Annotated in this window: 25 protein-coding genes; 12 read left to right on the forward strand and 13 right to left on the reverse strand. The window is 61.9% G+C overall.

Annotated elements, in window-relative coordinates; genetic code table 11:
• Positions 1-130: 130 nt before the first annotated feature.
• The gene (locus tag ISX84_RS04000) at positions 131-1,333 is read right to left on the reverse strand and encodes an FAD-binding domain-containing protein (protein ID WP_195819015.1); all 1,203 of its coding nucleotides are present in this window, start codon (positions 1,331-1,333) and stop codon (positions 131-133) included.
• A gap of 151 nt (positions 1,334-1,484) precedes the next feature.
• Here ISX84_RS04000 and ISX84_RS04005 point away from each other — a divergent pair, with 151 nt between their 5' ends.
• The 6 genes from ISX84_RS04005 (at position 1,485) to ISX84_RS04030 (ending at position 5,339) form a co-directional block, all read left to right on the forward strand.
• Positions 1,485-2,114 carry an ATP-dependent Clp protease proteolytic subunit gene (locus tag ISX84_RS04005; RefSeq protein WP_195819016.1) on the forward strand — a complete coding sequence of 210 codons (630 nt, stop codon included), beginning with the start codon at positions 1,485-1,487 and terminating at the stop codon, positions 2,112-2,114.
• Between the two features lie 140 nt (positions 2,115-2,254).
• On the forward strand, positions 2,255-3,520 hold the full coding sequence (clpX, locus tag ISX84_RS04010) for an ATP-dependent Clp protease ATP-binding subunit ClpX (RefSeq protein ID WP_195819017.1): 1,266 nt from the start codon (positions 2,255-2,257) through the stop codon (positions 3,518-3,520).
• Positions 3,521-3,691: 171 nt separating this feature from the next.
• Positions 3,692-4,054, forward strand: a complete 363-nt coding sequence (locus ISX84_RS04015) for a RidA family protein (RefSeq protein ID WP_195819018.1) — start codon at positions 3,692-3,694, stop codon at positions 4,052-4,054.
• A gap of 93 nt (positions 4,055-4,147) precedes the next feature.
• On the forward strand, positions 4,148-4,531 hold the full coding sequence (locus ISX84_RS04020) for an NADH:ubiquinone oxidoreductase subunit NDUFA12 (RefSeq protein ID WP_195819019.1): 384 nt from the start codon (positions 4,148-4,150) through the stop codon (positions 4,529-4,531).
• 8 nt (positions 4,532-4,539) lie between these two features.
• Entirely contained in the window at positions 4,540-4,986 is a 447-nt protein-coding gene (gene mlaD / locus ISX84_RS04025; protein ID WP_195819020.1) for an outer membrane lipid asymmetry maintenance protein MlaD, read from the forward strand.
• Positions 4,983-5,339 (forward strand): DUF2155 domain-containing protein, encoded by a 357-nt coding sequence (locus ISX84_RS04030; protein WP_195819021.1) that lies wholly within the window; start codon positions 4,983-4,985, stop codon positions 5,337-5,339. The genes mlaD and ISX84_RS04030 overlap by 4 nt, the downstream gene beginning before the upstream one ends.
• Here ISX84_RS04030 and aat read toward each other — a convergent pair.
• From aat to accB, 3 genes are read right to left on the reverse strand one after another with little or no spacing between them, the layout of a single operon-like run.
• A complete protein-coding gene (aat, locus tag ISX84_RS04035) occupies positions 5,303-5,935 on the reverse strand; it encodes a leucyl/phenylalanyl-tRNA--protein transferase (RefSeq protein WP_195819022.1) in 633 nt (210 codons plus the stop codon). The genes ISX84_RS04030 and aat overlap by 37 nt on opposite strands.
• Before the next feature lie 9 nt (positions 5,936-5,944).
• Positions 5,945-7,297 carry an acetyl-CoA carboxylase biotin carboxylase subunit gene (gene accC, locus ISX84_RS04040; protein WP_195819023.1) on the reverse strand — a complete coding sequence of 451 codons (1,353 nt, stop codon included), beginning with the start codon at positions 7,295-7,297 and terminating at the stop codon, positions 5,945-5,947.
• Between the two features lie 12 nt (positions 7,298-7,309).
• A complete protein-coding gene (accB, locus tag ISX84_RS04045; protein WP_195819024.1) occupies positions 7,310-7,810 on the reverse strand; it encodes an acetyl-CoA carboxylase biotin carboxyl carrier protein in 501 nt (166 codons plus the stop codon).
• 147 nt (positions 7,811-7,957) lie between these two features.
• Between accB and ISX84_RS04050 the strand changes: the two genes are divergently transcribed.
• On the forward strand, positions 7,958-9,472 hold the full coding sequence (locus tag ISX84_RS04050; RefSeq protein WP_195819025.1) for a class I adenylate-forming enzyme family protein: 1,515 nt from the start codon (positions 7,958-7,960) through the stop codon (positions 9,470-9,472).
• A 21-nt stretch (positions 9,473-9,493) separates the two neighbouring features.
• Here ISX84_RS04050 and ISX84_RS04055 read toward each other — a convergent pair whose 3' ends face one another.
• The 6 genes from ISX84_RS04055 to ISX84_RS04080 all read right to left on the reverse strand — a co-directional run bounded on the left by ISX84_RS04055 (position 9,494) and on the right by ISX84_RS04080 (position 15,743).
• The gene (locus ISX84_RS04055) at positions 9,494-10,270 is read right to left on the reverse strand and encodes a hypothetical protein (RefSeq protein WP_195819026.1); all 777 of its coding nucleotides are present in this window, start codon (positions 10,268-10,270) and stop codon (positions 9,494-9,496) included.
• A 155-nt stretch (positions 10,271-10,425) separates the two neighbouring features.
• A complete protein-coding gene (locus ISX84_RS04060) occupies positions 10,426-11,181 on the reverse strand; it encodes an ABC transporter ATP-binding protein (RefSeq protein WP_195819027.1) in 756 nt (251 codons plus the stop codon).
• 125 nt (positions 11,182-11,306) lie between these two features.
• Positions 11,307-12,071 carry an ABC transporter ATP-binding protein gene (locus ISX84_RS04065; protein WP_195819028.1) on the reverse strand — a complete coding sequence of 255 codons (765 nt, stop codon included), beginning with the start codon at positions 12,069-12,071 and terminating at the stop codon, positions 11,307-11,309.
• 11 nt (positions 12,072-12,082) lie between these two features.
• On the reverse strand, positions 12,083-13,282 hold the full coding sequence (locus ISX84_RS04070) for a branched-chain amino acid ABC transporter permease (protein ID WP_195819364.1): 1,200 nt from the start codon (positions 13,280-13,282) through the stop codon (positions 12,083-12,085).
• Positions 13,282-14,313, reverse strand: coding sequence for a branched-chain amino acid ABC transporter permease (locus ISX84_RS04075; RefSeq protein WP_195819029.1), 1,032 nt, complete (start codon positions 14,311-14,313; stop codon positions 13,282-13,284). Before ISX84_RS04075 ends, ISX84_RS04070 begins: the two co-directional genes overlap by 1 nt.
• A gap of 80 nt (positions 14,314-14,393) precedes the next feature.
• On the reverse strand, positions 14,394-15,743 hold the full coding sequence (locus ISX84_RS04080; RefSeq protein WP_195819030.1) for a substrate-binding protein: 1,350 nt from the start codon (positions 15,741-15,743) through the stop codon (positions 14,394-14,396).
• A 236-nt stretch (positions 15,744-15,979) separates the two neighbouring features.
• Here ISX84_RS04080 and ISX84_RS04085 point away from each other — a divergent pair, with 236 nt between their 5' ends.
• From ISX84_RS04085 to ISX84_RS04105, 5 genes are all read left to right on the forward strand, one after another.
• Positions 15,980-17,269, forward strand: a complete 1,290-nt coding sequence (locus ISX84_RS04085) for a helix-turn-helix transcriptional regulator (protein WP_195819031.1) — start codon at positions 15,980-15,982, stop codon at positions 17,267-17,269.
• Positions 17,270-17,424: 155 nt separating this feature from the next.
• Positions 17,425-17,808 (forward strand): response regulator transcription factor, encoded by a 384-nt coding sequence (locus tag ISX84_RS04090; protein WP_195819032.1) that lies wholly within the window; start codon positions 17,425-17,427, stop codon positions 17,806-17,808.
• Between the two features lie 3 nt (positions 17,809-17,811).
• The gene (locus ISX84_RS04095) at positions 17,812-18,087 is read left to right on the forward strand and encodes a hypothetical protein (protein ID WP_195819033.1); all 276 of its coding nucleotides are present in this window, start codon (positions 17,812-17,814) and stop codon (positions 18,085-18,087) included.
• Positions 18,087-20,780: an ATP-binding protein gene (locus ISX84_RS04100; protein WP_195819034.1), complete on the forward strand. Its 2,694-nt coding sequence runs from the start codon at positions 18,087-18,089 to the stop codon at positions 20,778-20,780. The genes ISX84_RS04095 and ISX84_RS04100 overlap by 1 nt, the downstream gene beginning before the upstream one ends.
• A gap of 127 nt (positions 20,781-20,907) precedes the next feature.
• Positions 20,908-22,143, forward strand: coding sequence for a FliM/FliN family flagellar motor switch protein (locus ISX84_RS04105; RefSeq protein ID WP_195819035.1), 1,236 nt, complete (start codon positions 20,908-20,910; stop codon positions 22,141-22,143).
• A gap of 8 nt (positions 22,144-22,151) precedes the next feature.
• On the opposite strand, the gene ISX84_RS04110 is transcribed toward ISX84_RS04105, so the two are convergent.
• The 3 genes from ISX84_RS04110 to ISX84_RS04120 form a co-directional block, all read right to left on the reverse strand.
• Positions 22,152-22,583 carry a TIGR01244 family sulfur transferase gene (locus ISX84_RS04110; RefSeq protein ID WP_195819036.1) on the reverse strand — a complete coding sequence of 144 codons (432 nt, stop codon included), beginning with the start codon at positions 22,581-22,583 and terminating at the stop codon, positions 22,152-22,154.
• 156 nt (positions 22,584-22,739) lie between these two features.
• On the reverse strand, positions 22,740-23,603 hold the full coding sequence (locus tag ISX84_RS04115; protein WP_195819037.1) for an MBL fold metallo-hydrolase: 864 nt from the start codon (positions 23,601-23,603) through the stop codon (positions 22,740-22,742).
• Positions 23,604-23,667: 64 nt separating this feature from the next.
• Positions 23,668-23,907: a hypothetical protein gene (locus ISX84_RS04120; protein WP_195819038.1), complete on the reverse strand. Its 240-nt coding sequence runs from the start codon at positions 23,905-23,907 to the stop codon at positions 23,668-23,670.
• Positions 23,908-23,987: the final 80 nt, after the last annotated feature.

Genomic DNA, 23,987 nt, shown 5'->3' on the forward strand with positions numbered 1-23,987 from the left:
GGCGCGGCATCGAATCCTATGCCGCGCACTGTCTCATTCGATCTGCCCGGCGCTTGTAACGCCCTTATGACGGATCACTGCTGTTTTTGAGGTCCCCGGCAAAAAGGTTAACAGCAACCCTCGCGAGAAATCAACCGAGCCGGGAAATCAGCGCCGGGATATGCTTTTTGAACGGAAAAAACCCCTTGGTGGCCAAAGGCCAGGCCGCCGCGTCAAAAGCGCGCTGCAGACGCACCAGCGGTGGCGCCTCCGGATGCTTCTGCACCTGTGCCACCACATCGGCCACCGGCCCCACGGGCGCATAGGCGGTGACAATCTGTTGCAGGTTCTCACGCCGCGCCCAGTCGAGCACGCCGGCGACATCACCCAGCGGCTGGGACAGAACCCCCAGCTTGCCGGACCAGCGCGCGCAGGCATCCTCTGCCGCCTGCGCCCGGAAGGCCGCGACGTGCGGAGCGGGCATCAGCGGGCTGACCCCGTTCGCCGGCGCCACCACGGCGCTGGCCACCGGAGACAGCTGCTCCAGAAGAAATCCCGGGCTGAGGTCATCGGCATGCAGCAAGACGCCCGTGCGCAGGCCGAGATCGACGGGGTCTTGGGCGGGCAGGCCGCGCGGGGCAGGCACGGGCGTTGCCGCGCGCGGCACGGCGGTGGAGGCCAGCCCGGTCGGGCGAAACCGCCCTTCGGTGTATTTGGCGATGTTGTCGGCCCGCGCGAGATACGTCTTGCCGATGGTCTGTACCCCGGCCACCCAGCGCCAGCCCAGCGTGTTGGACGCCGGATCGCCATCCAGCAGATGCCGCAAAAAGAATTCCGCGCCCAGCTGCCACGGCAGCTCCAGCGTGAAAATCCAGATCGATGCAAACCACATCCGCGCGTGGTTGTGCAGATAGCCCGTCTCCACCAGCTCCCGCGCCCAGAAATCGAAACATGCAAACCCGGTCTGGCCGGTGCAGGCCGCTTCCCACCGCGTCCGCAGGCCGGACTGGGTCTGCAACTCGTCGATCTGCTGCCTCAAGTCCTGTTGATACTGTGCCCAGATCCCGGGGCGCAATTCCAGCCACCCTTTCCAATAGGTCCGCCAGAAGACCTCCTGCACGAATTTCTCCGCCGCCCTTGCCGAATGCCGCGCCAGCACCGCCTGCAAAACCTCCGCTTCGGTGATCAGCCGACAGCGCAGGTAGGGTGACAATGTCGAGACCCCCGCATGCCGCCCGGGGCCCAGATCATAGTTGCGTCGCGCGGCATATTGCTGCCCGGCGCGCGGCAGGAAGTCGGCCAGTCTTTCCAGCGCTGCGGTGCGCGTGGGGGGGAAGGCAACAGAAGCGGTCATCCGGGGGGACGTAGTCGCGCCCGCCCGCAGATCAATCCTTCGCGTCAAGATTGCAACGGCCCCCCTTGCAGCCCCCCGACACCGACACTAAGCTTTGCGTAACGGTTCGTCGGGTATGGTCCCTCGAACACCAACTGACAGGCATTCCCACATGAAAGATCCCATCGACACCTATATGAATACGCTTGTGCCCATGGTGGTGGAGCAGACCAGCCGGGGCGAGCGTGCATATGATATCTTCTCGCGCCTTCTGAAAGAGCGGATCATCTTCCTCTCAGGCCCCGTGCACGACGGGATGTCGTCGCTGATCGTGGCCCAGCTGCTGCATCTTGAGGCGGAAAATCCGTCGAAGGAAATCAGCATGTACATCAATTCGCCGGGCGGCGTGGTCACCAGCGGTCTGTCGATCTACGACACCATGCAATATATCAAGCCCAAGGTTTCCACATTGGTCATCGGGCAGGCAGCCTCCATGGGATCGCTGCTTTTGACAGCAGGTGAGGCCGGCATGCGGTTCTCTTTGCCGAACTCCCGCGTGATGGTGCACCAGCCCTCGGGCGGCTATCAGGGTCAGGCGACAGACATCATGATCCACGCGCAGGAAACCCAAAAGCTCAAGACGCGTCTGAATGAAATCTACGTGAAGCATACCGGGCAAACCCTTAAAAAGGTTGAAGAAGCGCTGGAGCGTGACAATTTCATGTCGCCGGAGGAGGCGAAAAAATGGGGTCTCATCGACGAGATCGTCGAGAGCCGCAACAAGGATGAGGACGACAGCTAAACGTCACGCCGGACGCACAGTCAGTTTACCATTTAGCGATTGTGGACCTGCCAGCGCTGGCCTAAGCTGCCATAAAGACAACGCAGCACGCGTTACACGCCGCGTGCTGCCGGACACACGCAAGACCTGGAAGGGTTGACATGGCTACGAATTCAACGGGCGACAGCAAGAACACCCTTTATTGCAGCTTCTGCGGCAAGAGCCAGCATGAGGTGCGTAAGCTGATCGCCGGGCCAACCGTTTTCATCTGCGATGAATGCGTTGAGCTCTGCATGGATATCATCCGCGAGGAGACAAAAGCCTCCGGTCTCAAGGCCACGGATGGGGTGCCGACACCCAAGGACATCTGCGAGGTGCTCGATGATTACGTGATCGGGCAGGCGATGGCCAAGCGGGTGCTCTCGGTTGCGGTGCACAACCACTACAAGCGGTTAAACCACGCCCAGAAGGGCGGCGACATCGAGTTGGCGAAATCCAACATCCTGCTGATCGGCCCCACGGGTTGCGGCAAGACGCTGCTGGCCCAGACACTGGCGCGCATTCTCGACGTGCCGTTCACCATGGCTGATGCGACCACGCTGACCGAGGCCGGTTATGTGGGCGAGGATGTCGAGAATATCATTCTCAAGCTGTTGCAGGCCTCGGAATACAACGTCGAACGGGCGCAGCGCGGCATCGTCTACATCGACGAGGTCGACAAGATCACGCGCAAGTCCGAAAACCCCTCGATCACCCGCGATGTGTCGGGCGAGGGGGTGCAACAGGCGCTGTTGAAGCTGATGGAGGGCACCGTGGCCTCCGTACCGCCGCAGGGCGGGCGCAAGCATCCGCAGCAGGAATTCCTGCAGGTGGATACCACGAACATCCTCTTCATTTGTGGCGGTGCGTTCGCGGGCCTCGACAAGATCATCGCGGCGCGCGGCAAGGGCTCGGCCATGGGGTTCGGTGCTGACGTGCGCGACAACGACGAGCGCGGGGTGGGTGAGATTTTCACCGATCTCGAACCCGAGGATCTGCTGAAATTCGGTCTCATCCCTGAATTCGTCGGTCGTCTGCCTGTTCTGGCGACGCTGGAAGATCTGGACGAAGACGCGCTGGTGACCATCCTGACCCAGCCCAAGAACGCGCTGGTCAAGCAGTATCAACGTCTCTTCGAACTGGAAGACACCACGCTTTCCTTCACCGAAGATGCGCTTTCGGCGATTGCCAAGCGCGCGATTGAGCGCAAAACCGGTGCCCGGGGTCTGCGGTCCATTCTGGAAGACATTCTGCTCGACACGATGTTCGACCTGCCCGGGTTGGAGAGCGTCACCGAAGTTGTGGTGAACGAAGAGGCGGTGGTCTCTGAGGCAGCACCGCTGATGATCCACGCGGACGCAGAGAAAGAACCGGCCAGCGCGGGCTGATCACGCTGCCGGATGTCTCTCAAGGCAGGTCTTTTGGGCCTGCCTTTTTTGCGCGGAGCGTGCATATCTAACGCGGAAATATATGCGTGAGCCGCAATATGTCGTCCAGGCGGGCGGCCAAACAGCGGGCGTAGCGAAGAGATCCAATCGATACACAGTGGGAGTAGGAGTATGGCGATTCAGCGCATCAAATCAGGTGGCGAGTACGAAGAAAAAATCGGCTATTGCCGTGCGGTTGTAGCGGGCGGCTGGGTACATGTCGCGGGAACAACCGGGCAAGGCGACACGGTTTTGCAACAATGCAAATCGGCTTTGCAAATCATCGAGACAGCTTTGCAAACTGCTGGTGCCAGTTTTGCAAATGTGGTGCGTGTCACCTATATGCTGCCTGATGCTGCTGACTTCGCCCCCTGTTGGCCCCTGCTATCGGAGGCCTTTGGTGCGAATCCTCCGGCGGCGACCATGATCGAATGTGGTCTGATCGACCCGAAATTCCGCATCGAGATCGAGGTGACAGCGCTCCTGCCGGAATAGGCGGGTGAAAGCCGTTTCACGCGACGCATCCATCTGGACGTTTCGCACGCAATCGGCCATACGTTGAGACGACAGTGCGACCGGAGGCATTTCATGGGACTTCTGACTTCTATCTTGCGCGCAGTGACCTGGTGGAATGGCCAGACGCTGAACACGCAGCTTTGGACCTGGCGCAAGGGCATCAAGGTCGGCGAGGACAGTCAGGGCAATATTTTCTATGAAAACAAGGATAAAAGCCGTCGCTGGGTGATTTACAACGGAGAGGCCGAGGCCAGCCGTATCGACCCGGAGTGGCACGGCTGGTTGCACCGCACATGGGAAGCGGCCCCGACAGAGGCGCCCTTGCCGCGCAAGTCATGGGAAAAACCGCATCAGGAAAATCTGACAGGCACCGCACTCGCCTATGCGCCAAAAGGATCCATCCGTCGGGCGGATCCTGAACCGCGCAGCGATTATGAGGCCTGGTCGCCGGAGTAATGATTTAAATGTCTGAAAACACCACCGAAGTCATCATCGGCGCGGGGGTTTTGGCCGCCGCTGTCGGGTTTGTCATCTATGCAAGCCAGGTGTCGGGCTTTACCGGCTCGGCAACGACCTATCCGTTGGAGGCCAGTTTCCGCAGCCTCGAAGGGGTCAGCGTGGGCACGGATGTGCGCCTCGCGGGCGTGCGCGTGGGCACCGTCGCGGCGGTTGATCTCAACCCCGAGACCTACCGCGCCGATACCACCGTCTCCGTGCAGCAGGGCATCGAAATCCCCGATGACAGCGCCATCGTGATTTCCTCCGAAGGGCTGCTGGGCGGGAACTTCGTGGAAATCGTGCCGGGCGGCTCGCCGTTCTACTTTGAGGCCGGCGACACGATCACGGACACGCAGGGCGCGGTGAGCCTTGTCTCGTTGCTCTTGAAATTCGTGAGTGGTTCGTCTGAATGATCTGGCGGGCCGCGCTGCTGATCGGGGTGATGGCGAGCGGGGCGGGCGCCCAGCAGGTGACCGAAGCCGAAGGGGCCATCCTGCGTGGCCTCGATAAGATCAGTGGACAGGTTTACGACATCGAGATGAAAGCCGGTCAGACGGCGGTTTTCGAACAACTCCGGATCACGTTGAATTCCTGCCGCTTCCCGGTTGGCAACCCCTCGGGCGACGCCTTTGCCGCGTTGGAGATCGCGGATCGGGTGCAGGGGTCCACCGTCTTTTCAGGATGGATGATCGCATCGGCACCGGCGCTGTCGGCCATGGATCACGCGCGCTATGACCTCTGGGTGATGCGCTGCACCACCTCCTGAGGGCTGCGGAGTGGCGGCAGGGTAAAACTGGCCGGCACATCACGCGCCGCCGCGAGGGCCGCATGGTAGGCCGCGCGTGAGATTTCACGCCCGCCCAGAGAGGCCAGGTGCTCCGTCAGGAATTGGGTATCAAACAGCATGAACCCGCCGTCGTTGAGCCGGTCGACCAAACAGGCCAGGGCGATCTTCGACGCGTTGGTGCGGCGCGAAAACATGCTTTCCCCAAAGAACGCCGCGCCCAGCGTGACGCCATAGACACCGCCCACAAGCGTCCCGCCCTCCCAGACCTCCAGCGCATGGGCTTGGCCGCCCTCGTGCAAGGCCATGTAAAGGCGCCGGATTTCCGCATTGATCCAGGTGTCCGCGCGATCCGCGCAGCCTTCGACGACGCCCGCGAAATCCTGGTTGATGCTGATCTCGAAGCGCGTGTTGCGCATGGCGCGGCGCAGCGACCGCGAGGCGTGAAAGCCATCCAGCGGCATCACGCCCCGGCGCTGCGGGTCCACCCAGAAAATCTCCGGATCGTCGCGATGTTCGGCCATGGGGAAAATCCCCGAGGCGTAGGCCTGCATCAAGACATCCGGGGTCAGGCGCACCGCTCAGCGTCAGCCGTCGCCGAGATTGGTTTCCAGCCAATGCTCCAGCCAGTGGATGTTGTAGTTGCCCGTGAGCACGTCCTCTTCCTGCAACAGCGCATGAAAGAGCGGCACCGTGGTGTCCACGCCATCGACGATCAACTCGCCCAGAGCGCGGTTCAGACGGGCCAGTGCTTCGGGCCGGTCGCGCCCGTGCACGATCAGCTTGCCAATCAGGCTGTCGTAATAGGGCGGGATCGAATAGCCGTCATAGAGCGCCGAGTCCATCCGCACCCCCAGACCGCCGGGCGCGTGATACTGCGTGATCCGCCCCGGGCAGGGCGCGAAGTTCGGCAGTTTTTCGGCGTTGATCCGCACTTCGATGGAATGGCCGTTGATGGTCAGGTCTTCCTGCTGGAACGACATCTCCATGCCAGAGGCCACGCGGATTTGTTCGCGCACCAGATCGACGCCAAAGATGGCTTCTGTGACGGGATGTTCCACCTGCAGGCGGGTGTTCATCTCGATGAAATAGAACTCGCCGTTCTCATAGAGGAACTCGATGGTGCCCGCGCCGGTGTAGTTGATCCGCGCCACGGCATCGGCGCAGGTTTTACCGATAGCCGCGCGTTCTTCGGCGGAAATCGCGGGGCCGGGGGCCTCTTCAAACACCTTCTGGTGGCGGCGTTGCAGGGAGCAATCGCGCTCGCCCAGATGCACGGCGCGGCCCTTGCCGTCGCCGAAGACCTGGATCTCGATGTGGCGCGGCGTGGTCAGGTATTTCTCGATATAGACTTCATCATTGCCAAAGTTGGATTTGCCTTCGGCCCGGGCGGTCAGAAAGGCTTTTTCCATTTCCCCCGCGTTCTGCGCCACCTTCATGCCGCGGCCACCGCCGCCTGCCGTGGCCTTGATGATCACCGGGTAACCCATGTCCTCGCCGAGGCGTTTGGCTTCTTCCAGCGTCGCGACGCCGCCATCGGAACCGGGCACGCAAGGAACGCCGAGCTTCTTCATGGTATCCTTGGCGGTGATCTTGTCGCCCATGATGCGGATATGTTCCGCCGTGGGGCCGATGAAGGTCAGGTCATGATCCTCGACCACCTGCACGAAGCCCGCGTTTTCCGACAGAAAGCCGTAGCCGGGGTGAATGGCTTCGGCCCCGGTCACCTCGCAGGCCGCGATGATGGCAGGTACCGAGAGGTAGCTTTGCGCGCCCGAGGGCGGGCCGATGCAGACGCTTTCATCTGCCATGCGCACATGCATCGCGTCGCTGTCAGCGGTGGAATGCACGGCGACCGTGGCAATGCCCATCTCGCGGGCGGCACGCACGACGCGCAGCGCGATCTCGCCGCGGTTGGCTATCAGGATTTTTTCGAACATGTCCCGCGCCCCTTATTCAAGGATCACAAGCGGCGTGCCGAATTCCACCGCCGCACCATCCTCGACGATGATACGCTTGACGGTCCCGGCCCGGGGGGCGGGGATGTGGTTCATGGTTTTCATCGCCTCGACGATCAGCAGGGTGTCGCCTTCGTCCACGCTGGCCCCGACCGAGATGAAGGCTGGCGCACCGGGTTCCGCCTGCATGTAGACCGTGCCGACCATGGGTGAGGTGACCGCGCCGGGGTGGTTGGCCGGGTCTTCCCCGCCTTCGGCGGCGGGCGCGCTTGCGGCCGGTGCGGATGCCTCCGGGGCGGTGGCCGCTGGGGCCGGAGCCGCAATCTGGCTCACCACCGGTTGTGCCTGTTGCAGATGGCGGCTGACGCGCACGTTCAGGCTGTCATCGGCGCCATAGTCCCGTTTGACCTGCAGCTCTGTCAGATCGTTTTCCCGCAGCAATTCGGCCAGGGCCTGAATAAAGGCCACATCGGCGTCATGGTTCTTTTTTGTCATGTAAGTCCTCGACCGTTCGGGGGAGCCTTGTTTTGCGCGGCCCTTGTTCCTGCATCCCCGTTATAGGGGAAGGTCAGAGCCATGAAAACCCGCCTCTTGCAGCGGTGTCCGGGGCGCGTAGATTGGGCCGCGAGGGAGGGTTGTTTGATGAATCTGGCACATTGGCTTGAACGCAGCGCGACGGCGATGCCGGACCGTCCGGCGTTGTTCCTAGGCAGGCAGCAGGTCGCGACCTATGGCGTGTTTTTTGCGCAGGCCCGCGCGGTGGCGGGGTGGCTGCAATCGCAGGGTGTGCGGCCGGGGAACCGTGTCGCGATTTTCATGAAGAACGTGCCCGACTATCTGGTGGTCTTCTACGGGATCTGGTCGCTGGGCGCCGTGGTCGTGCCGATCAACGCCAAGCTGCACGGGCGGGAGGCGGCCTATATTCTTGAGGATGCAGGCGCCGCGCATGTCTTTGTCTCGCCCGATTTGCGCGAGGGCCTGAGCGACGCGGGCGTTGCCGTGCCGATGACCGAGGCGCCGGGTCCGGCCTTTGACGTCGTCGTGCGCCATGCGCCGATCCAGACCATCACGCCCCGGTCCGCAGAAGACCTTGCCTGGCTCTTTTACACCTCTGGGACGACCGGCAAGCCCAAGGGGGTGATGATCACCTTCCGCATGCTCACAACCATGAGCCTGTGTTACACGCAGGACGCCGACCCGGTGCATCCGGAGGACACAACGCTCTATGCCGCGCCGATGAGCCATGGCGCGGGCATCTACAACATGATGCATGTCCGGGCGGGGGCGCGGCATGTCTGTCCGGCATCAGGTGGGTTCGATCCCGGTGAAATCTTCGATCTTGCCGCGCATTTCGGGTCCGTCCAGATCTTTGCCGCCCCGACGATGGTGCAGCGGATGACCCATGTGGCCAGGGCCACGGGTCGCGATGGGGCTGGCCTGCGCACGGTCGTCTATGCGGGTGGGCCCATGTACAACGCGGACATTATCGAAGCCGTGGACCATTTCGGCCCGATTTTCGTGCAAATATACGGGCAGGGGGAGTGTCCCATGGGCATCACCGCGCTCAGCCGCGCAGATGTTGCCAACCGCAGCACGCCGGGGTGGGCGGACCGACTCCAGTCCGTGGGGCGGGCGCAATCCGCCGTCGAAGTGCAGATTGGAGATGAAAAAGGCGTTCCCGTGGCCCCCGGAACCCATGGCGAAATCATGGTGCGCGGCGATACCGTCATGCCCGGATACTGGCAAAACCCGCAAGCCACGGCCGGGACGCTCGTCAATGGCTGGTTGATGACGGGCGACATGGGGTTCATGGATGCGGGCGGCTATGTCACGATGCAGGACCGGTCCAAGGACATGATCATCACCGGCGGTTCGAACGTCTATCCGCGTGAGGTCGAGGAAGTTCTGCTGCGCGATCCGGATGTGTCGGAGGTCTCGGTGGTGGGGCGGGATCACCCTGAATGGGGCGAGGAAGTTGTGGCCTTCATCGTGGGCGATGTCGAGCCCGCACGGCTGGACGCGCTCTGTCTGGACAACATCGCACGTTTCAAACGCCCGAAGGCCTATATCCCCATCGAGGCTTTGCCCAAAAACAATTACGGCAAGGTGCTCAAAACCGAGCTCCGCGCCCGTCTGAAATCACAGGGCGGCACGTAGCGCGCCGCCCTGCGGGTCGGGTCAGTTTTCAGACTGCAGTACGGTGCAGGTTGTACCATTCGCGCCGATGACAAGGACATCCTCGATCTCGCCCTCACCGATGGCGCCAGTGCCGCTCCAGGGGATGTCCTGACCCAGGCCCAACGGCTGATCAGAGACCGTGACACGCGCCCACATGCATTCCGGCATGCCGCTTGTGCCAATCGGAAAATCGATCTCCGGCATATCGTAGGTGACAAACCCGTCGCGCACACTGACGCGGTGGTTGCGCAGGGCCCATTCGCCCGGCCCGAGAATGGGTGAATCGTCCGTCCAGTCGCCGTCCCGGTTGGCATCGACCAGCACGTTGAAGAACACCTCATGCTGCCCGATGCTGTTGATCTGGATGCGGAAATTGAGTTTCGCCGGAAGCCTGTCGGGCGCTGAAGGTGCCGCAACCAGCCAGTCGTAGGTCACCCCGTCATCATAGTCGGTGGTGATGTTCGGCACATTTGTGCCCGGTGGTCGCCCCCGGGGGTTGATCGGATCGGGATCGTTTGGGTCGGTGTAATCCGCCTCGACCGTGACGTATTCGCCGATCCAGTACCGGCAGCGCACCTGGGCGCGGGGCCCGTCGCTGGCGCGCCGCGAGGGGAAGGCACCGATGTCGGCGCCCGGTGCCGCATAGCCCGTCGGGGTTTGATCCGGGGCATCGCCGAATTCCTCCCCGTCAAATCCGACGCAATTCGTTGTGGTGAAGGGGTCTTGCGTGAAAAGAACGCAGGCAGAGAGTGTTGCAGTGAACAGAAAAGAGATCATTAAAATCAATCGACTAGGAATAAACATTGTCTTGCTCCCAAGTGTTGAATAGGGGGCAAGTGTGCGCCTCATCGCTGGATCGGTCAAATTGCCGCAAAAAAACCCGGTGCAGCGGATGCACCGGGGTCTCATCGTCTTAAGCTCGGATTTCGGCGTCAGATGGCGAGGTATTCCTCGCGCAATTCCTTGTTCTCCAACACCTCCGCCGCAGTGCCGTCAAAGACGATCCCGCCGGTGTCGAGGATCACGGCGCGATCAGCCAGCTGCAGCGCGCGCACGGCGTTTTGCTCCACCAGGATCGTGGTGATGCCCTGTTCCTTGATGATGCGCAGGGTCTTTTCGATTTCATCTACGATCACCGGGGCGAGGCCCTCATAGGGTTCATCCAGCAGCAGCACCTTGATGTCGCGGCAGAGCGCGCGGGCGATGGCCAGCATCTGCTGCTCGCCGCCCGACAGCGTGACGCCTTCCTGGGTCCGGCGTTCGCGCAGGCGCGGGAAGAGGTCATAGACCCGCTCCAGCGACCAGCCGATGGGTGGGGCGATTTGTGCCAGCTTGAGGTTTTCCTCCACCGTCAGCCCGGCGATGATGCGGCGGTCTTCGGGGACGAGGCCAAGGCCCGCCTGCGAGGCCTGGTAGCTGGACATGTTATGCAGCGGCTGGTGATCGAGCCAGATCTCCCCGCGTTTCACCTCCGGATCGGACAGGCGTGCAATCGCTCGCAGGGTCGAGGTTTTCCCGGCCCCGTTGCGGCCCAGAAGCGCGAGGATCTCGCCTTCATGCACGTTGAAGCTGATGCCCTGCACGATGTAGCTCTCGCCGTAATAGGCGTGCATGTCCCAGACCGACAAAAAGGCCGGCGCCGTGGCCGCCTGGTTGGCGTGTTTGGAAAAATCCGGTTTGACGTTCATCGGTATCGTCCTTCGGTTGGCCGGGTAAGCGGTGGACTGAAGTCCACCCTACCTGTCGGTTTCGGATGTCGTGGCCCCTGTCGTACGGCAGGTAGGGTGGGCTTCAGGCCACCCTTGCACAAGGGTCACGCCGCGTCTTGGGTTTCGCCCAGATAGGCTTCGCGGACCTTCGGATTGCCCTTGATGTTGTCCGGCGTGTCCTCGACCAGCGGCGTGCCCTGGGCCAGGACGGTGATCCGCTCCGCCAGGGAGAACACCACATGCATGTCGTGCTCGATGATCGCGATGGTAATGTCGCGCTCCTCGCTGATCTGTCTCAAGAGGTCGATGGTGTTGTTCGTATCCGCCCGCGCCATGCCCGCCGTTGGCTCATCCAGGAGCAGCAGACGTGGCTCCTGACTGAGGCACATGCCGATCTCCAGCCGCCGTTTGTCGCCGCGCGACAGAGACCCTGCGTGCATCTCCCGTTTGTCAGCCATGTTCATGTCTTCGAGCATATGTTCCGCGCGCTCAATCATGTCGCGCTGCGAGGGGATGCTGGACAGCGCGTTCATCTGAAACGCTCCGTCGCGCTTGGCAAAGCAGGGGATCATCATGTTTTCCATGACGGATAAGTCGGCAAAGATTTCCGGCGTCTGGAACACCCGGGAGATGCCCATCTGGTTGATTTCATAAGGTTTGCGCCCGAGCACTGACTGGCCATCGAACATGACCGATCCGGTGTCGGGGATCAGCTTGCCCACAAGACAGTTCAGTAGCGTGGATTTCCCCGCGCCATTGGGGCCGATGATCGCATGCACCGAGTTTTCCGCGATGCTCAGGTTCACATCCCCCAGTGCCTGCAGGCCTCCAAAGCGTTTGCCGACGTTCTTAACCTCGAGAATTCCCATGTCTTCTCTCCTTATTCGGCCGGTGTTGTCTTGCCGTCGGGCTTGTCATCCGCTGGCTTTTTGCGCTTGAAGAGCCGTCCCACACGCTGGCCGCCTTCGACGAGGCCACCGGGCAGGAAGATCACCACCAGCATGAACAGGATGCCCAGGGTCAGGTGCCAGCCTTTGCCGATGAAGGGGTAGACCAGCGTGATCAGCAGATCTTCGATCCCATCGGGCATAAAGGCGAACCATTGTTCCAGGATCGACTTGTTGATCTTGGAGACGATGTTCTCAAAATACTTGATGAAACCCGCGCCCAGCACCGGCCCGATCAGCGTTCCGGCGCCGCCGAGGATGGTCATCAGCACGACCTCACCGGACGCCGTCCAGAACATCCGCTCTGCGCCCACCTGCGTGTCCATTGCCACCAGCAGACCACCCGCAAGCCCGGCATACATACCGGAAATCACGAAGGCCGCCAGCGTATAGGGTTTGGAGTTCAGACCCGTGTAGTTCAGCCGCTGCTGGTTCGACTTCACCGCCCGCAGCATCATGCCAAAAGGCGAGCGGAAGATGCGGATCGAGAGATAGAAGGCGACGAGCATGATCACGGCGGCCACGTAGTAGCCTGCGTTGAAGGTAAAGACCCAATCGCCCATGGTGAGCTCAAAGCTTTGCTTCATATCGAGGCCAAAGAGGTTGGCGCGCGGCGTCTGTCCCGGCTCCAATGCGCCATCGAGGATGCGCGGGTCGGTGTATTTCGGCTGCAGGCCGGTTTCCCCGCCGGTGATGGGCGTCAGCACGGAGTAGGCCAGTGCATAGGACATCTGGGCAAAGGCCAGCGTCAGGATCGAGAAGTAGATGCCCGAGCGGCGCAGCGAAATCCATCCCACCAGCAGCGAAAAGAGGCCCGCCACCAGCACCGAGATCACGATGGCCGGGATCACATTCATGGTCAGCAGTTTCATCATCCAGATTGCGGCGTAGGAACCGACCCCGAGGAAGGCCGCGTGGCCAAAGCTGAGGTAGCCCGTGAGACCAAAGAGAATGTTGAAGCCGATGGCGAAAATGCCAAAGATCACCAGCCGCTGCATCAGATCCGGGTAGCCCGCGTTGAACTGCGCCATGGCGGAGCCCTCGGGGAAGGGGTTCAGGATGAAGGGGGCAAAGACGCAGAGGATGGCGACGATGATCAGGAGGGTGAAGTCTTTTTTTGTCAGGCCCATGATTATTCCTCCATCACGCCTTTGCGGCCCATCAGGCCGCGTGGACGGGTGAGCAAGATGATGATGGCGACCAGGTAGATGATGATCTGGTTGATGCCGGGCAGGGTCTCAAGCACGATGGCCATGGAGGCGAAGCTCTCAAGAATGCCCAGAAGGAAGCCTGCGAGCACAGCACCTGAAAGGGACCCCATACCGCCGACAACCACCACGACGAAGCTGAGCACGAGGAAATCCATACCCATGTGGTAGTTGGGCGAGTTGATCGGCGTGTACATCACCCCTGCAAGGCCTGCCACGGCGGCGGCGATGCCGAACATGATGGTGAAACGCTTGTCGATGTTGATGCCCAAAAGGCCCACGGTCTCGCGGTCGGCCATGCCGGCGCGCACGACCATGCCAAAGGTGGTGAATTGCAGGAAGGCAAAGACCGCGCCGATGATCACGGCCGCAAAGGCAAAATAGACAAGCCGCCAGTAGGGGTAGATGATCGTATTCGGGTCGAAGCCCAGCATCGCGCCGAAATCGAACGAGCCGCGGAAGGCGTCAGGCGCGGGCGTGGGGATCGGGTTGGCGCCGTAGAAATACTTGATGATCTCCTGCAGCACGATCGCAAGGCCGAAGGTCACAAGGATCTGATCGGCGTGGGGACGCTTGTAAAAGTGCTTGATCAGCCCGCGTTCCATCGCAAAGCCGATGCCGACCATGACCGGGATCGCAAAGAGGATCGACAATGGCACCGCCCAGTCGATGATCACATCGCCCGTGGCCTGGCCGAAGATGTCGTAGATATAGGGCACATCCACCTTCAGCGGATTGCCCAGAAAGTCCTTTTGCGTCTCGTCGATCACCGTGTGGCTGAGCGTCAGAATCCGGCTCAGGGTGACCGCGCAGAAGGCCCCGATCATGAAGAGCGCGCCATGCGCAAAATTCACCACGCCGAGCGTGCCGAAAATCAGTGTCAGACCCAGCGCAATCAGCGCATAGGCGGAGCCTTTGTCGAGGCCATTGAGAATTTGCAGGATGATTGCGTCCATGGTCCCACCTTCATGAAACGGTCGTGGCCCCGGAGGTCCCGGGGAGGACAGGGCGGAGACCGGCTCCGCCCTGTAAGAGGTCAGGCGCCCGGGTTGCAGGTGCCTAAGCTACCGCCCGCGAACTGCGGGTGATCCGGCGCATATGTCACCTGCTCAACAGGTGTCACCTCGACGATTTCGAGAAGGTCGAACTCGGATGTCGGGTTCTCTTTCCCTTTCACGACCAGCACGTCCTTGAAGCACTGGTGGTCGTCGGCGCGATAGAGCGTCTTGCCGTTGCCCATGCCGTCGAACTCGAAGCCTTCGAGGGCCTCGACCACGCCGCAGGGGTTGAACGTGCCCGCACGCTCGCACGCATCCGCATAAAGCAGCGCCTGGACATAGCAGGTGTGCGCGGCCTGGCTGGGCGGGAAGCCGTATTTGGTGCCGAACGACTGCACGAAGGCCTTGGACCCTTCGTCGGTCAGCGACCAGTGCCAGTTGGTGGAGCCGAAGATGCCCTTCACGTTGGCGCCCGCACCCTTGGCCATCAGGCGCGAGTAGAGCGGTACGATGATTTCGAAGTTCTTGCCGTTGACCTGCTTGTCGCGCAAGCCGAACTGCACCGCGTTGGTCAGCGAGTTGACCATGTTGCCGCCATAGTGGTTCAGCACCAGCACATCCGCGCCCGATTGCAGGACCGGCGCGATGTAGGACGAGAAGTCGGTCTGTGTCAGCGGTGTCTTCACCGCGTTCACGGTTTCCCAGCCCATCGCTTCGGTGGAGGATTTCACCGCTTCTTCGGTGGTGTAGCCCCAGTTGTAATCGGCGGTCAGGTGGTAAGCCTTGCGGTCCGAGCCATATGCGTTCTTCAGCACCGGTGCCAGCGCGGCGCCTGACATGTAGGAGTTGAAGAAGTGGCGGAAGCCGTTGGCCCGCTTGTCTTTCCCGGTGGTGTCATTGGAGTGCGTGAGGCCCGCCATGAAGATCACGCCCGCCTCCTGGCAGAGCGCCTGCACGGCCACGGCCACCCCGGAGGAGGAGCCACCGGTGATCATCACCGCGCCGTCTTTTTCGATCATCGACTTGGCAGAGGCGCGTGCGGCATCCGATTTCGTCTGCGTGTCGCCCGTGACATATTCGACCTTCTTGCCGAGGATGCCGTTGCCCTGCAGGGCCTTGGACGTGAATGTATTCATCATGCCGCCGTCGCCGCCCCCGTTCAGGTGCTCGACCGCCAGCTCATAGGCGCGCAGCTCGTCCGCGCCCTCATCCGCATAGGGACCGGACTGGGGCACGTTGAAGCCCAGGGTCACAGTGTCGCCCTGCGGGGCGTTCAGATAGCCTGCATGCGCATCGGCACGCAGATACGTCGGCAGTGTCAGACCGGCGGCACCGGCCACGGCACCGGTCTTGATCAGACCGCGACGCGTAAGTTTCGAATTGGACATGAAAATCCTCCCAGTTGGTAAAACGAACACCCGATGTTTCCTCCAAAATCGGGCGCGCGATGCACAAAGGTGCAAACTTAGTTATCGCGTAGTAAATGAAAATTGCGCAACAAGTGCCTTGAAATGCTCATTTATTTTGTAAATAAATCGACAAATTGGCAGGGTGAATTGTAAATTAAGTGATGTTGCGGCGCAGAAAGCCGTTGAAAAGGCATAGTTTTGCGAAAGAGGTTGAAATGGCACGCGAGGGATTGACCGGCAGTCGGATCAGGGAGCGACGGTCAGTTGCGGGCCTGCGGCAGGCCGATCTGGCGCGATCTTTAGGCATTTCGGCCTCCTATCTCAATCTGATTGAACACAACCGACGCAGAATCGGCGGTAAGCTGCTGCTCAACATCGCGCGCGTTCTGGATGTAGAGCCATCGATGCTCACCGAAGGGGCCGAGGCGGCGCTGATTGCCACGCTGCGCGAGGCGGCAACAGCGGCCAATCTGACCGAGGCAGAGGCGGCTCGTGCCGATGAATTCGCCGGTCGTTTTCCGGGGTGGGCAGAGGTCCTGGCAACCGGTCACCGGCGCATTGCCAGTCTGGAGCGCACGGTGGAAACCCTGTCAGACAGGCTGACACACGACCCGCATCTGGCGGCCTCGGTGCATGAGCTTTTGTCGACGGCAGCGGCGATCCGGTCGACGGCGGCCATTCTGGCGGATGATGCGGAGTTGACGGATGAATGGCGTGACCGGTTTCATGCCAACATCAATCAGGAAAGCAGGCGGCTCGCCGACAGTTCCAAGGCGCTGGTGCAGTATCTCGATGCCGGGCAGGGGGTGGAGGATGCCGGTGCGAGTCCGCAGGACGAGTTGGAAGCCTTTCTGAGCGAGCACGATTATACTTTCGCCGCGCTGGAGCAGGGCAAGGATACGCCGGAGGGCATGATCGCCGCCGCGTCCAGCCTCAGATCCAACGCCGCACGTCACATGGCCCGCGGGATTCTTGAGCGGGTGGTTGAGGATGCGCGGCAGGTTCCGTTACCCAGGCTGCAAAGCGCGCTGAACGAGACCGGCCCCGATCCGGTGGCCTTGGCACGTCACCTTACCGTGCCCGTGGCGATGGTCCTGCGGCGCATGGCGAGCCTGCCCGCCGTGGAGGCTGGCTTGGTGGTTTGTGACCGCGCCGGCAGTCTGCTCTTTCGCAAGCCGACCACCGGCTTTGTCATTCCACGGTTCGGTCCGGCCTGCGCGCTCTGGCCGCTCTTTTCCGTGCTGGGACAGCCCGGGCAGGTGGTCCGCACGCCGCTGGTGCAATTGGGACGCGGGCGCGCGGCCTTTGACTGTTTTGCGGTGGCCGAGGTGGTTGGCGCGCCCAGCTACAATCAGACGCCTCTGGTGCAGGCGAGCATGCTGGTGCTGCCCAACAGCGCCGCCGATGCCGCCCAGCCCGCAGAAGTGGGTGCCTCTTGCAGCGTTTGCCCGCGTGACGGCTGTGCCGGGCGGCGCGAGCCCTCGATCCTCAGCAATGGATTGTAAACGCAGTTGTCGTACCGGTTTTTGACGTCAGGGACGCGTAGATGCCGCCCTTCAAAGCTTTGACAGGCAGCATAAAACAGACGATAGTTTAACTTCGCCCCGAGGGAGGCAGGCAACATGTCTGACGGGGCAGCGCCTTTTGGGAGGAGGTCGCGATGGGAAAGCATGTGCTTTTGGTCGAAGATGAGCTGAACATCATCGAAGCCATTCGATTTTTGCTGAGCCGGGAGGGTTGGCAGGTGGACACACATTCTGACGGAGCCGATGCCACGGACGTGATCCGCAGCAGCAAGCCCGACCTTGTGGTGCTGGACGTGATGCTCCCGGGCAAAAGCGGTTTCGACATCCTTGAGGAGTTGCGCGGCGATGCCGCCACGGCGGATCTGCCGGTGCTGATGCTGACCGCGCGCGGGCAGAGCCGGGACCGTGAAATGGCGGAGAAAGCCGGTGTGAGCCGTTTCATGACCAAGCCCTTTTCCAATACCGAGGTGCTGACAGCGGTGCGCGATCTGCTCTACGTGCACGGGCAGCGGACCTGAGCGATGGCGCCGCGCGGCTCACCGCTGTTTCTGGAGCGCGGCAGTTACCGCCAGCGCCGGGTCATGGATGCAGCACGTCTGGTGGTGTTTCTCGGCGTCGGCCTCTGGATGATCCCGCTTTTGTGGCCCACTGCAGGGACGGCGGAGGAGGCCGTGCCGATGTCGCGCGCGCTGCTCTATGTCTTTGGCATCTGGTCGCTGCTGATCCTGGCGTCGGTCTATCTGGCCTATCGCATGCGGTGGCTGCCGAAGACGCCGGAGGACGCTGAGGCGCCATGATGGCCTCGCTCAATGCACTGGTCGCGGTCTGCCTGGCCTATGTGTTTTTCCTGTTCTGCGTGGCCTTTGCCGCTGAACGGGCAGGTGTCCGGGGGCGGGCCCGGTGGCTGCTGCGCTCCCCGCTCGTCTACACGCTGTCGCTGTCGATCTACTGCACGGCCTGGACGTTCTATGGCGCGGTGGGCTATGCCGCCCGGTCCGGGTTGGAATATGTGACCATCTACCTAGGCCCTAGCCTTGTGATGATCGGCTGGTGGTGGATCGCGCGGCGGCTGGTGCGGATCGGGCGCAGCCACAAGGTCACCTCCATCGCCGATCTCATCTCCTCGCGCTATGGCAAATCCAACGGCCTCGCCATCGTGGTCACGGTGATGGCGGTGATCGGCGTGACGCCCTACATCGCTTTGCAACTTCAATCGGTTACGGCCTCCCTGTCTCTCTTTGCCGCCGCCGAGCAGGGCAGCCTCACGGATGCGGACGAGGCCCGCGCCGCCGGGTTCTGGATCGCCGTGGGCCTTGCGCTTTTCACCGTGCTCTTCGGCACCCGCAATCTCAACGTGAACGAACGCCAGCACGGGGTGGTGATCGCTGTCGCGGTGGAGGCGGTGGTCAAGCTGATAGCCCTGCTGGCGGTTGGCGTCTTCGTCGTCTGGGGGATCGCGGGCGGCGTGTCGGAAACGCTGGCGCGGATCGATGCCTCGGACCTCGGCACGTGGGAGATGGATGGCAGCCGCTGGGCCGGGCTGACCTTTGTCTCTGCCGCCGCCTTCCTCTGCCTGCCACGCATGTTTCAGGTCATGGTGGTGGAGAATGACGACGAGCGACATCTGCAGATCGCAAGCTGGGCCTTTCCCCTCTACCTCATGCTGATGAGCCTCTTCGTGGTGCCGATTGCGGTGATCGGTCTCGATCTGCTGCCGACAGGATCGAACCCGGATTTCTTCGTGCTCAGCCTGCCGCTCAGCCAGGGGCGCGAGGGCCTTGCCACACTGAGCTTCCTGGGCGGGTTTTCCTCCGCGACCTCCATGGTGATCGTGGCCACGCTGGCGCTCAGCACGATGGTGTCGAACCACGTGGTGATGCCGGTGTTTCTCTATCTGCATCAGGGGGGGGCCACCCAATCCGGAGACGTGCGCAATGTGGTCATCCTGTCGCGGCGCCTCTCCATCCTCGCCATCATCGGGTTCGGCTATATCTACTACCGCCTGTCGGGCGGCTCCGGCGCCCTGGCCGCCATTGGCTTGATCTCCTTTGCCGGGGTGGCGCAATTCCTGCCCGCCATGCTGGGCGGTATCTTCTGGCGTGGCGCGACACGGGCCGGGGCGCTGGTGGGCCTGGGTGTAGGCTTTTCCGTCTGGGTTTTCACCATGTTGCTGCCGAGCTTCGGGCCGGATGCGATCCTAAGTGCTGCGGTGTTCGACCATGGACTTTTTGGCATCAACGGGCTCCGCCCGCAGGCGCTTTTCGGGATACCGGGGCTTGATCCGACGGTGCATGCGATTTTCTGGAGCCTGCTGCTGAACGCGGTCAGTTTCGCGCTGGTCTCTCTGTTGACCTTTCCGGACCCGTTGGAGCGGCTGCAGGGCGCGCAATTCGTCAATGTCTTCGATCATTCCGGGCAGACCCGCGGTTGGCAGGCCCCCGTGGCCGAAAGCGAAGACCTGATGATCATGGCGCAGCGTATCCTTGGGGCGGAGGAGGCGCAGCGCCTGTTTCAGACCGAGGCAGACAGGCAGGGCAACGGGGGCTATCTGCCCAAACCCACAGCGGATTTTCTGCAACGGCTGGAGTTGGAACTGGCGGGCTCGGTTGGCGGTGCCACGGCGCATGCGATGATCAGCCAGATCGTGGGCGGCACCGCCGTTTCGGTGCAGGACCTGCTCGCGGTGGCCGACGAATCCGCGCAGATGCTGGAGTACTCCAGCCAGCTTGAGGCCAAGTCGCGTGAGTTGAGCCAGACCGCCGCCCAGTTGCGCGACGCCAATGCCAAGCTGATGCAGCTCAGTGATCAGAAGGATGCCTTCCTCAGTCAGATCAGCCATGAACTGCGCACGCCGATGACCTCGATCCGCGCTTTCTCGGAGATCCTGCGCGATACCGACGGGCTTGGTCCGCTGGAAAAGACCAAATACGCCAACATCATCCACGTGGAGGCGATCCGCCTGACCCGATTGCTGGATGATCTGCTGGATCTGTCCGTGCTGGAGAACGGGCAGGTGACGCTGAACCAGCAATCGGGCAGCCTCGTGGACCTGCTGGACCACGCCATTGCCACCGCGCAGGCCAGCGAGGCGCGGCCCATCGCCTTCAAGCGCAGGCGCCTTGATGAAATGGTCACGCTGCACACGGATCTGGACCGGTTGAGCCAGGTGTTTATCAATCTGGTCACCAACGCCCAGAAATATTGCCCTGCGGAGGCGCCGGAACTTCGGATCGTTGTGTCGCAGACGGGGGAAACCGTGGTCGTTGATTTCATCGACAACGGGTCGGGTATTCCGGCCGCGTCGCGTGATGTGATGTTCGAGAAATTCAGCCGGATTGGGGCACAGGATGGCAATGGCGCGGGCCTGGGCCTTGCGATCTGCCGGGAAATCATGGCGCGACTGGGGGGCGATGTCAGCTATCTGGATGGCACTGGCGGCACCGCTTTCCGGGTCACACTGCCGCAATCTCAGGCACTGGCCGCGCAGTAGGTTTTTCGGACGGAAAAAGCGCATGTTTCTGAGGACATAAAGGCAATAGTAACCATTGGCCCTTATCCCGGCCCTACAGGACCGCGCGCGATGGGCGAGGCGCCGGTTGTTTTGACAAGGGCCGCAGATGTCAGTTTTGCAGCGCAAGGCGCAGGCAGGAAAGCAGGAGCATCAGGCACGGGCAATGACCGTGCCCAAGGCGCTGCGCGTGAGTGTGGCAAAAATCGCGGATGAAATCTTTGATATGGCGCTTGTGGTGATCGGCATCACGCAGGAACGCTGCGAAGGTGACACGATTGCCGACAAGCTGGATGACGACTCGCTGCTGATGCTGCTTGATGGCCCTTGGGGTGCTTCTGGCGGTGCGATGCTGGGGCCTGAACTGGTGGGCGCGATGATCCAGCAGCAGACAACCGGGAAAGTTGCCACGACTGCGCCAGCGCAGCGCCGCCTGACCGCGACGGATGCGTCCTTGTGCGCGCCTTTGCTGGAATCGCTATTCAGCCGGGCCAACGGGCTTTTGGAGACCGAAGCGGATCGCGACATGTTCCCGCCCTATAAATTCGGGGCACGGGTTGAAAACGCACGGCTTTTCGGGCTGGCGCTGGACGCGACCGAATATACGATTTTCAAGCTTACTGTGGATATCGCAGGCGGGGCATTTCAGTCGGTCCTGACCCTTTTGCTGCCCATCGTGGAGAAACGTCTCGACCTTATGGTGCCTAACGAAGAGAGCGCGGAGGAAGCTGTCGGTCCGGTGACGCTGGAAAAGACGATGATGGAGATCAAGGCGGATCTGACGGCCATTCTGGGCCGCGTTCGTCTGCCTCTGGCACGGTTGGAAAAGCTCAGCGTCGGGGATGAGCTTGTGCTGCGCCCGGATGCTTTTGAGGCCGTTGAAATCAAAACCATCGATGGGCGGGTGATCAGCCGTGGCGCTATGGGGCAGGTCGACGGGCAACGCGCCGTTCAACTGGAGAATCTGGCTGCGACCCCGGGCAATCCGAAACGTCGCATGACGGATCGTGACGATCTGGACCTGCCACAGGTGAAGATGACGGACTATGGGGCAGATGAAGACCTGCCCGCGGCGCTGCCGGACCTGACGCAGGAGATGTCTCCGGCCCTCTCGGATGATCTTCCAGACTTGCCGGATCTCCCCGATCTTCCGGACTTGCCGCCCTTTGACGCGGAAGAAGAGCAGCCGTCCGAGGCGCCCGAAGCCGAGGCCGCCGCGGAGCTTCCCGACCTGCCTGAGTTGCCCGATTTACCGGATCTCCCTGATCTGCCGGACTTAAATGATCTTGACGGTGCAGAGGATGCGCCGTCGATCGAGGGGCTGTCCGATCTGAAGTCTGCCTGACCGAAGGATCAGCGCGCCATTTGCGCCACGGCGACAAGTGTCGGGCCGAGATGTGTCAGATCGTATCCGCCAGCCCGCGCTGCCTTGATAATGTCATCTGCGGGCATGTCCCGCGCCGCTGCCAGCGCCCATGCGATGGTAGAGCGCGTCCCGGAGGCGCAATAGGCCAGCACCGGACCCTCGCAGCGGTCCATTAACGCCCGGTTGGCGGCGATAACCTCTGCCGTCATGGTTTGATGGGTCAGGGGCTGCACGGCAAACTCCAGGCCTGCCGCCTCGGCCGCCGCCTGGATCGCCGCGCATTGGTGGCTGGGCGGGACTTCTCCATCCGGTCGGTTGCACAGCACCAGCTTGATGCCTGCCGCAACGATCTCGGCCATGTCCTCGGGCCCAATCTGCGGCGCGGCGTAGAAATGAGGTGTGATTTGGCGCATATCCATGGGCATAGAACTATGCAAGGTGTCGGGCACTGTCCAGACGGGTAGAGCGGAAAGCCGGAGGTCCGGTCGCGATTTCAGAACGCGTCACGCCGCCTGCACGTTTCCCGGGCAATGGCTGGCCGCTTCTGGCAATGGCATTGCCGATCCGCCGTGCGATCAGATCTTGTTGACCGGTAATTTCAGCATCACGTCGCCCTGCTCATCCGGCTCTGGCATATGGCCTGCGCGCATGTTGACCTGCAACGACGGCAAAATCAGCTTTGGCATGCCAAGCGTTGCGTCGCGGGCCTGGCGCATTTCCACGAAACTGCTTTCGTCCCGGTCCGCGCCGACGTGAATATTGCGCGCCTTCTGGGCACCCACGGTGGTTTCCCAGGCAAATTCTTCGCGGCCAGGCGCCTTGTAATCGTGCCCGACAAAAATCCGCGTGTCATCCGGCAGGCTGAGAATGCGCTGGATCGACTGGAAAAGATCGCGGGCCGAGCCGCCGGGAAAGTCGCAGCGGGCGGTCCCAAAATCGGGCATGAAGAGCGTATCGCCCACGAAAGCCGCGTCGCCGATCACATATGTCATGCAGGCGGGCGTGTGGCCGGGCGTGTGCATCACATCGGCGCGAAGCTGGCCGATGTGAAAACTGTCGCCGTCGCCGAAAAGGCGGTCAAACTGGCTGCCGTCGCGCTGAAACTCCGTGCCCTCGTTGAAAACCTTGCCGAAGGTATCCTGCACCGTCGTGATCTGATTGCCGATCCCGATCTGACCGCCCAGCTTCTCCTGCAGGTAGGGCGCGGCAGAGAGATGATCAGCGTGCACGTGGGTTTCGAGAATCCATTGCACCGTCAGGTTTTCGGCCTGCACATGGGCAATCACCGCATCCGCCGACGCGGTGTCCGTGCGCCCCGAGGCGTGATCGAAATCCAGCACCGAATCGACAATCGCGCAAGAGGCACCCTGCGGGTCCCGCACGACATAGCTGACAGTGTTGGTGGCGGTATCGAAGAAGGCTTTGACAATGGGTGACATGGGCAAGTCTCCGTTAGACACACCAATTATATGGTGGTCACTACCGCGCTTGCAAGCGGCGGGATCACGCGAGGAAGATGCCCAGAATGACCAGCATCAGCCCAATGACAGACAAAAAGAGCGCGCCGAGGTTCATGGGCAGGGCGGTTTTCAGCTTTGCCCGCATCTCCGCGTCAGGCAGGCGGGCGCGACGGGCGCGGGCCACGTAAATAATGCACCATATCAGGCCGATAAGCCCGATGAAGGACAGCGATGCGCCGCCCCAGATCAGCAAATCGAAGATGGATGTTTCTTGCGTTTCCATGCCGCGGGGCTACCCAATTCCCGGCGCAAGTGCAAGTCACGCGGGCCTGCGGGTTCGCGACCAAGCAGGCGTCGTTTTGT

It is taken from the genome of Roseobacter sp. MH60115 (assembly GCF_015644665.1).
GTDB lineage: Bacteria > Pseudomonadota > Alphaproteobacteria > Rhodobacterales > Rhodobacteraceae > Roseobacter.

Excerpts from the sequence above, each read along its gene's own strand:
- ISX84_RS04095 (WP_195819033.1), top strand. The coding sequence starts at position 17,812 with ATGGCGCCGCGCGGCTCACCGCTGTTTCTGGAGCGCGGCAGTTACCGC.
- mlaD (WP_195819020.1), top strand. The coding sequence starts at position 4,540 with ATGTCTGAAAACACCACCGAAGTCATCATCGGCGCGGGGGTTTTGGCC.
- ISX84_RS04015 (WP_195819018.1), top strand. The coding sequence starts at position 3,692 with ATGGCGATTCAGCGCATCAAATCAGGTGGCGAGTACGAAGAAAAAATC.
- ISX84_RS04080 (WP_195819030.1), bottom strand. The coding sequence starts at position 15,743 with ATGTCCAATTCGAAACTTACGCGTCGCGGTCTGATCAAGACCGGTGCC.
- ISX84_RS04100 (WP_195819034.1), top strand. The coding sequence starts at position 18,087 with ATGGCCTCGCTCAATGCACTGGTCGCGGTCTGCCTGGCCTATGTGTTT.
- ISX84_RS04105 (WP_195819035.1), top strand. The coding sequence starts at position 20,908 with ATGTCAGTTTTGCAGCGCAAGGCGCAGGCAGGAAAGCAGGAGCATCAG.
- ISX84_RS04000 (WP_195819015.1), bottom strand. The coding sequence starts at position 1,333 with ATGACCGCTTCTGTTGCCTTCCCCCCCACGCGCACCGCAGCGCTGGAA.
- ISX84_RS04090 (WP_195819032.1), top strand. The coding sequence starts at position 17,425 with ATGGGAAAGCATGTGCTTTTGGTCGAAGATGAGCTGAACATCATCGAA.
- ISX84_RS04075 (WP_195819029.1), bottom strand. The coding sequence starts at position 14,313 with ATGGACGCAATCATCCTGCAAATTCTCAATGGCCTCGACAAAGGCTCC.
- ISX84_RS04060 (WP_195819027.1), bottom strand. The coding sequence starts at position 11,181 with ATGAACGTCAAACCGGATTTTTCCAAACACGCCAACCAGGCGGCCACG.
- ISX84_RS04120 (WP_195819038.1), bottom strand. The coding sequence starts at position 23,907 with ATGGAAACGCAAGAAACATCCATCTTCGATTTGCTGATCTGGGGCGGC.
- ISX84_RS04030 (WP_195819021.1), top strand. The coding sequence starts at position 4,983 with ATGATCTGGCGGGCCGCGCTGCTGATCGGGGTGATGGCGAGCGGGGCG.
- ISX84_RS04055 (WP_195819026.1), bottom strand. The coding sequence starts at position 10,270 with ATGATCTCTTTTCTGTTCACTGCAACACTCTCTGCCTGCGTTCTTTTC.
- ISX84_RS04115 (WP_195819037.1), bottom strand. The coding sequence starts at position 23,603 with ATGTCACCCATTGTCAAAGCCTTCTTCGATACCGCCACCAACACTGTC.
- accB (WP_195819024.1), bottom strand. The coding sequence starts at position 7,810 with ATGACAAAAAAGAACCATGACGCCGATGTGGCCTTTATTCAGGCCCTG.
- ISX84_RS04085 (WP_195819031.1), top strand. The coding sequence starts at position 15,980 with ATGGCACGCGAGGGATTGACCGGCAGTCGGATCAGGGAGCGACGGTCA.
- ISX84_RS04005 (WP_195819016.1), top strand. The coding sequence starts at position 1,485 with ATGAAAGATCCCATCGACACCTATATGAATACGCTTGTGCCCATGGTG.
- ISX84_RS04050 (WP_195819025.1), top strand. The coding sequence starts at position 7,958 with ATGAATCTGGCACATTGGCTTGAACGCAGCGCGACGGCGATGCCGGAC.
- ISX84_RS04065 (WP_195819028.1), bottom strand. The coding sequence starts at position 12,071 with ATGGGAATTCTCGAGGTTAAGAACGTCGGCAAACGCTTTGGAGGCCTG.
- clpX (WP_195819017.1), top strand. The coding sequence starts at position 2,255 with ATGGCTACGAATTCAACGGGCGACAGCAAGAACACCCTTTATTGCAGC.
- ISX84_RS04110 (WP_195819036.1), bottom strand. The coding sequence starts at position 22,583 with ATGGATATGCGCCAAATCACACCTCATTTCTACGCCGCGCCGCAGATT.
- ISX84_RS04020 (WP_195819019.1), top strand. The coding sequence starts at position 4,148 with ATGGGACTTCTGACTTCTATCTTGCGCGCAGTGACCTGGTGGAATGGC.
- accC (WP_195819023.1), bottom strand. The coding sequence starts at position 7,297 with ATGTTCGAAAAAATCCTGATAGCCAACCGCGGCGAGATCGCGCTGCGC.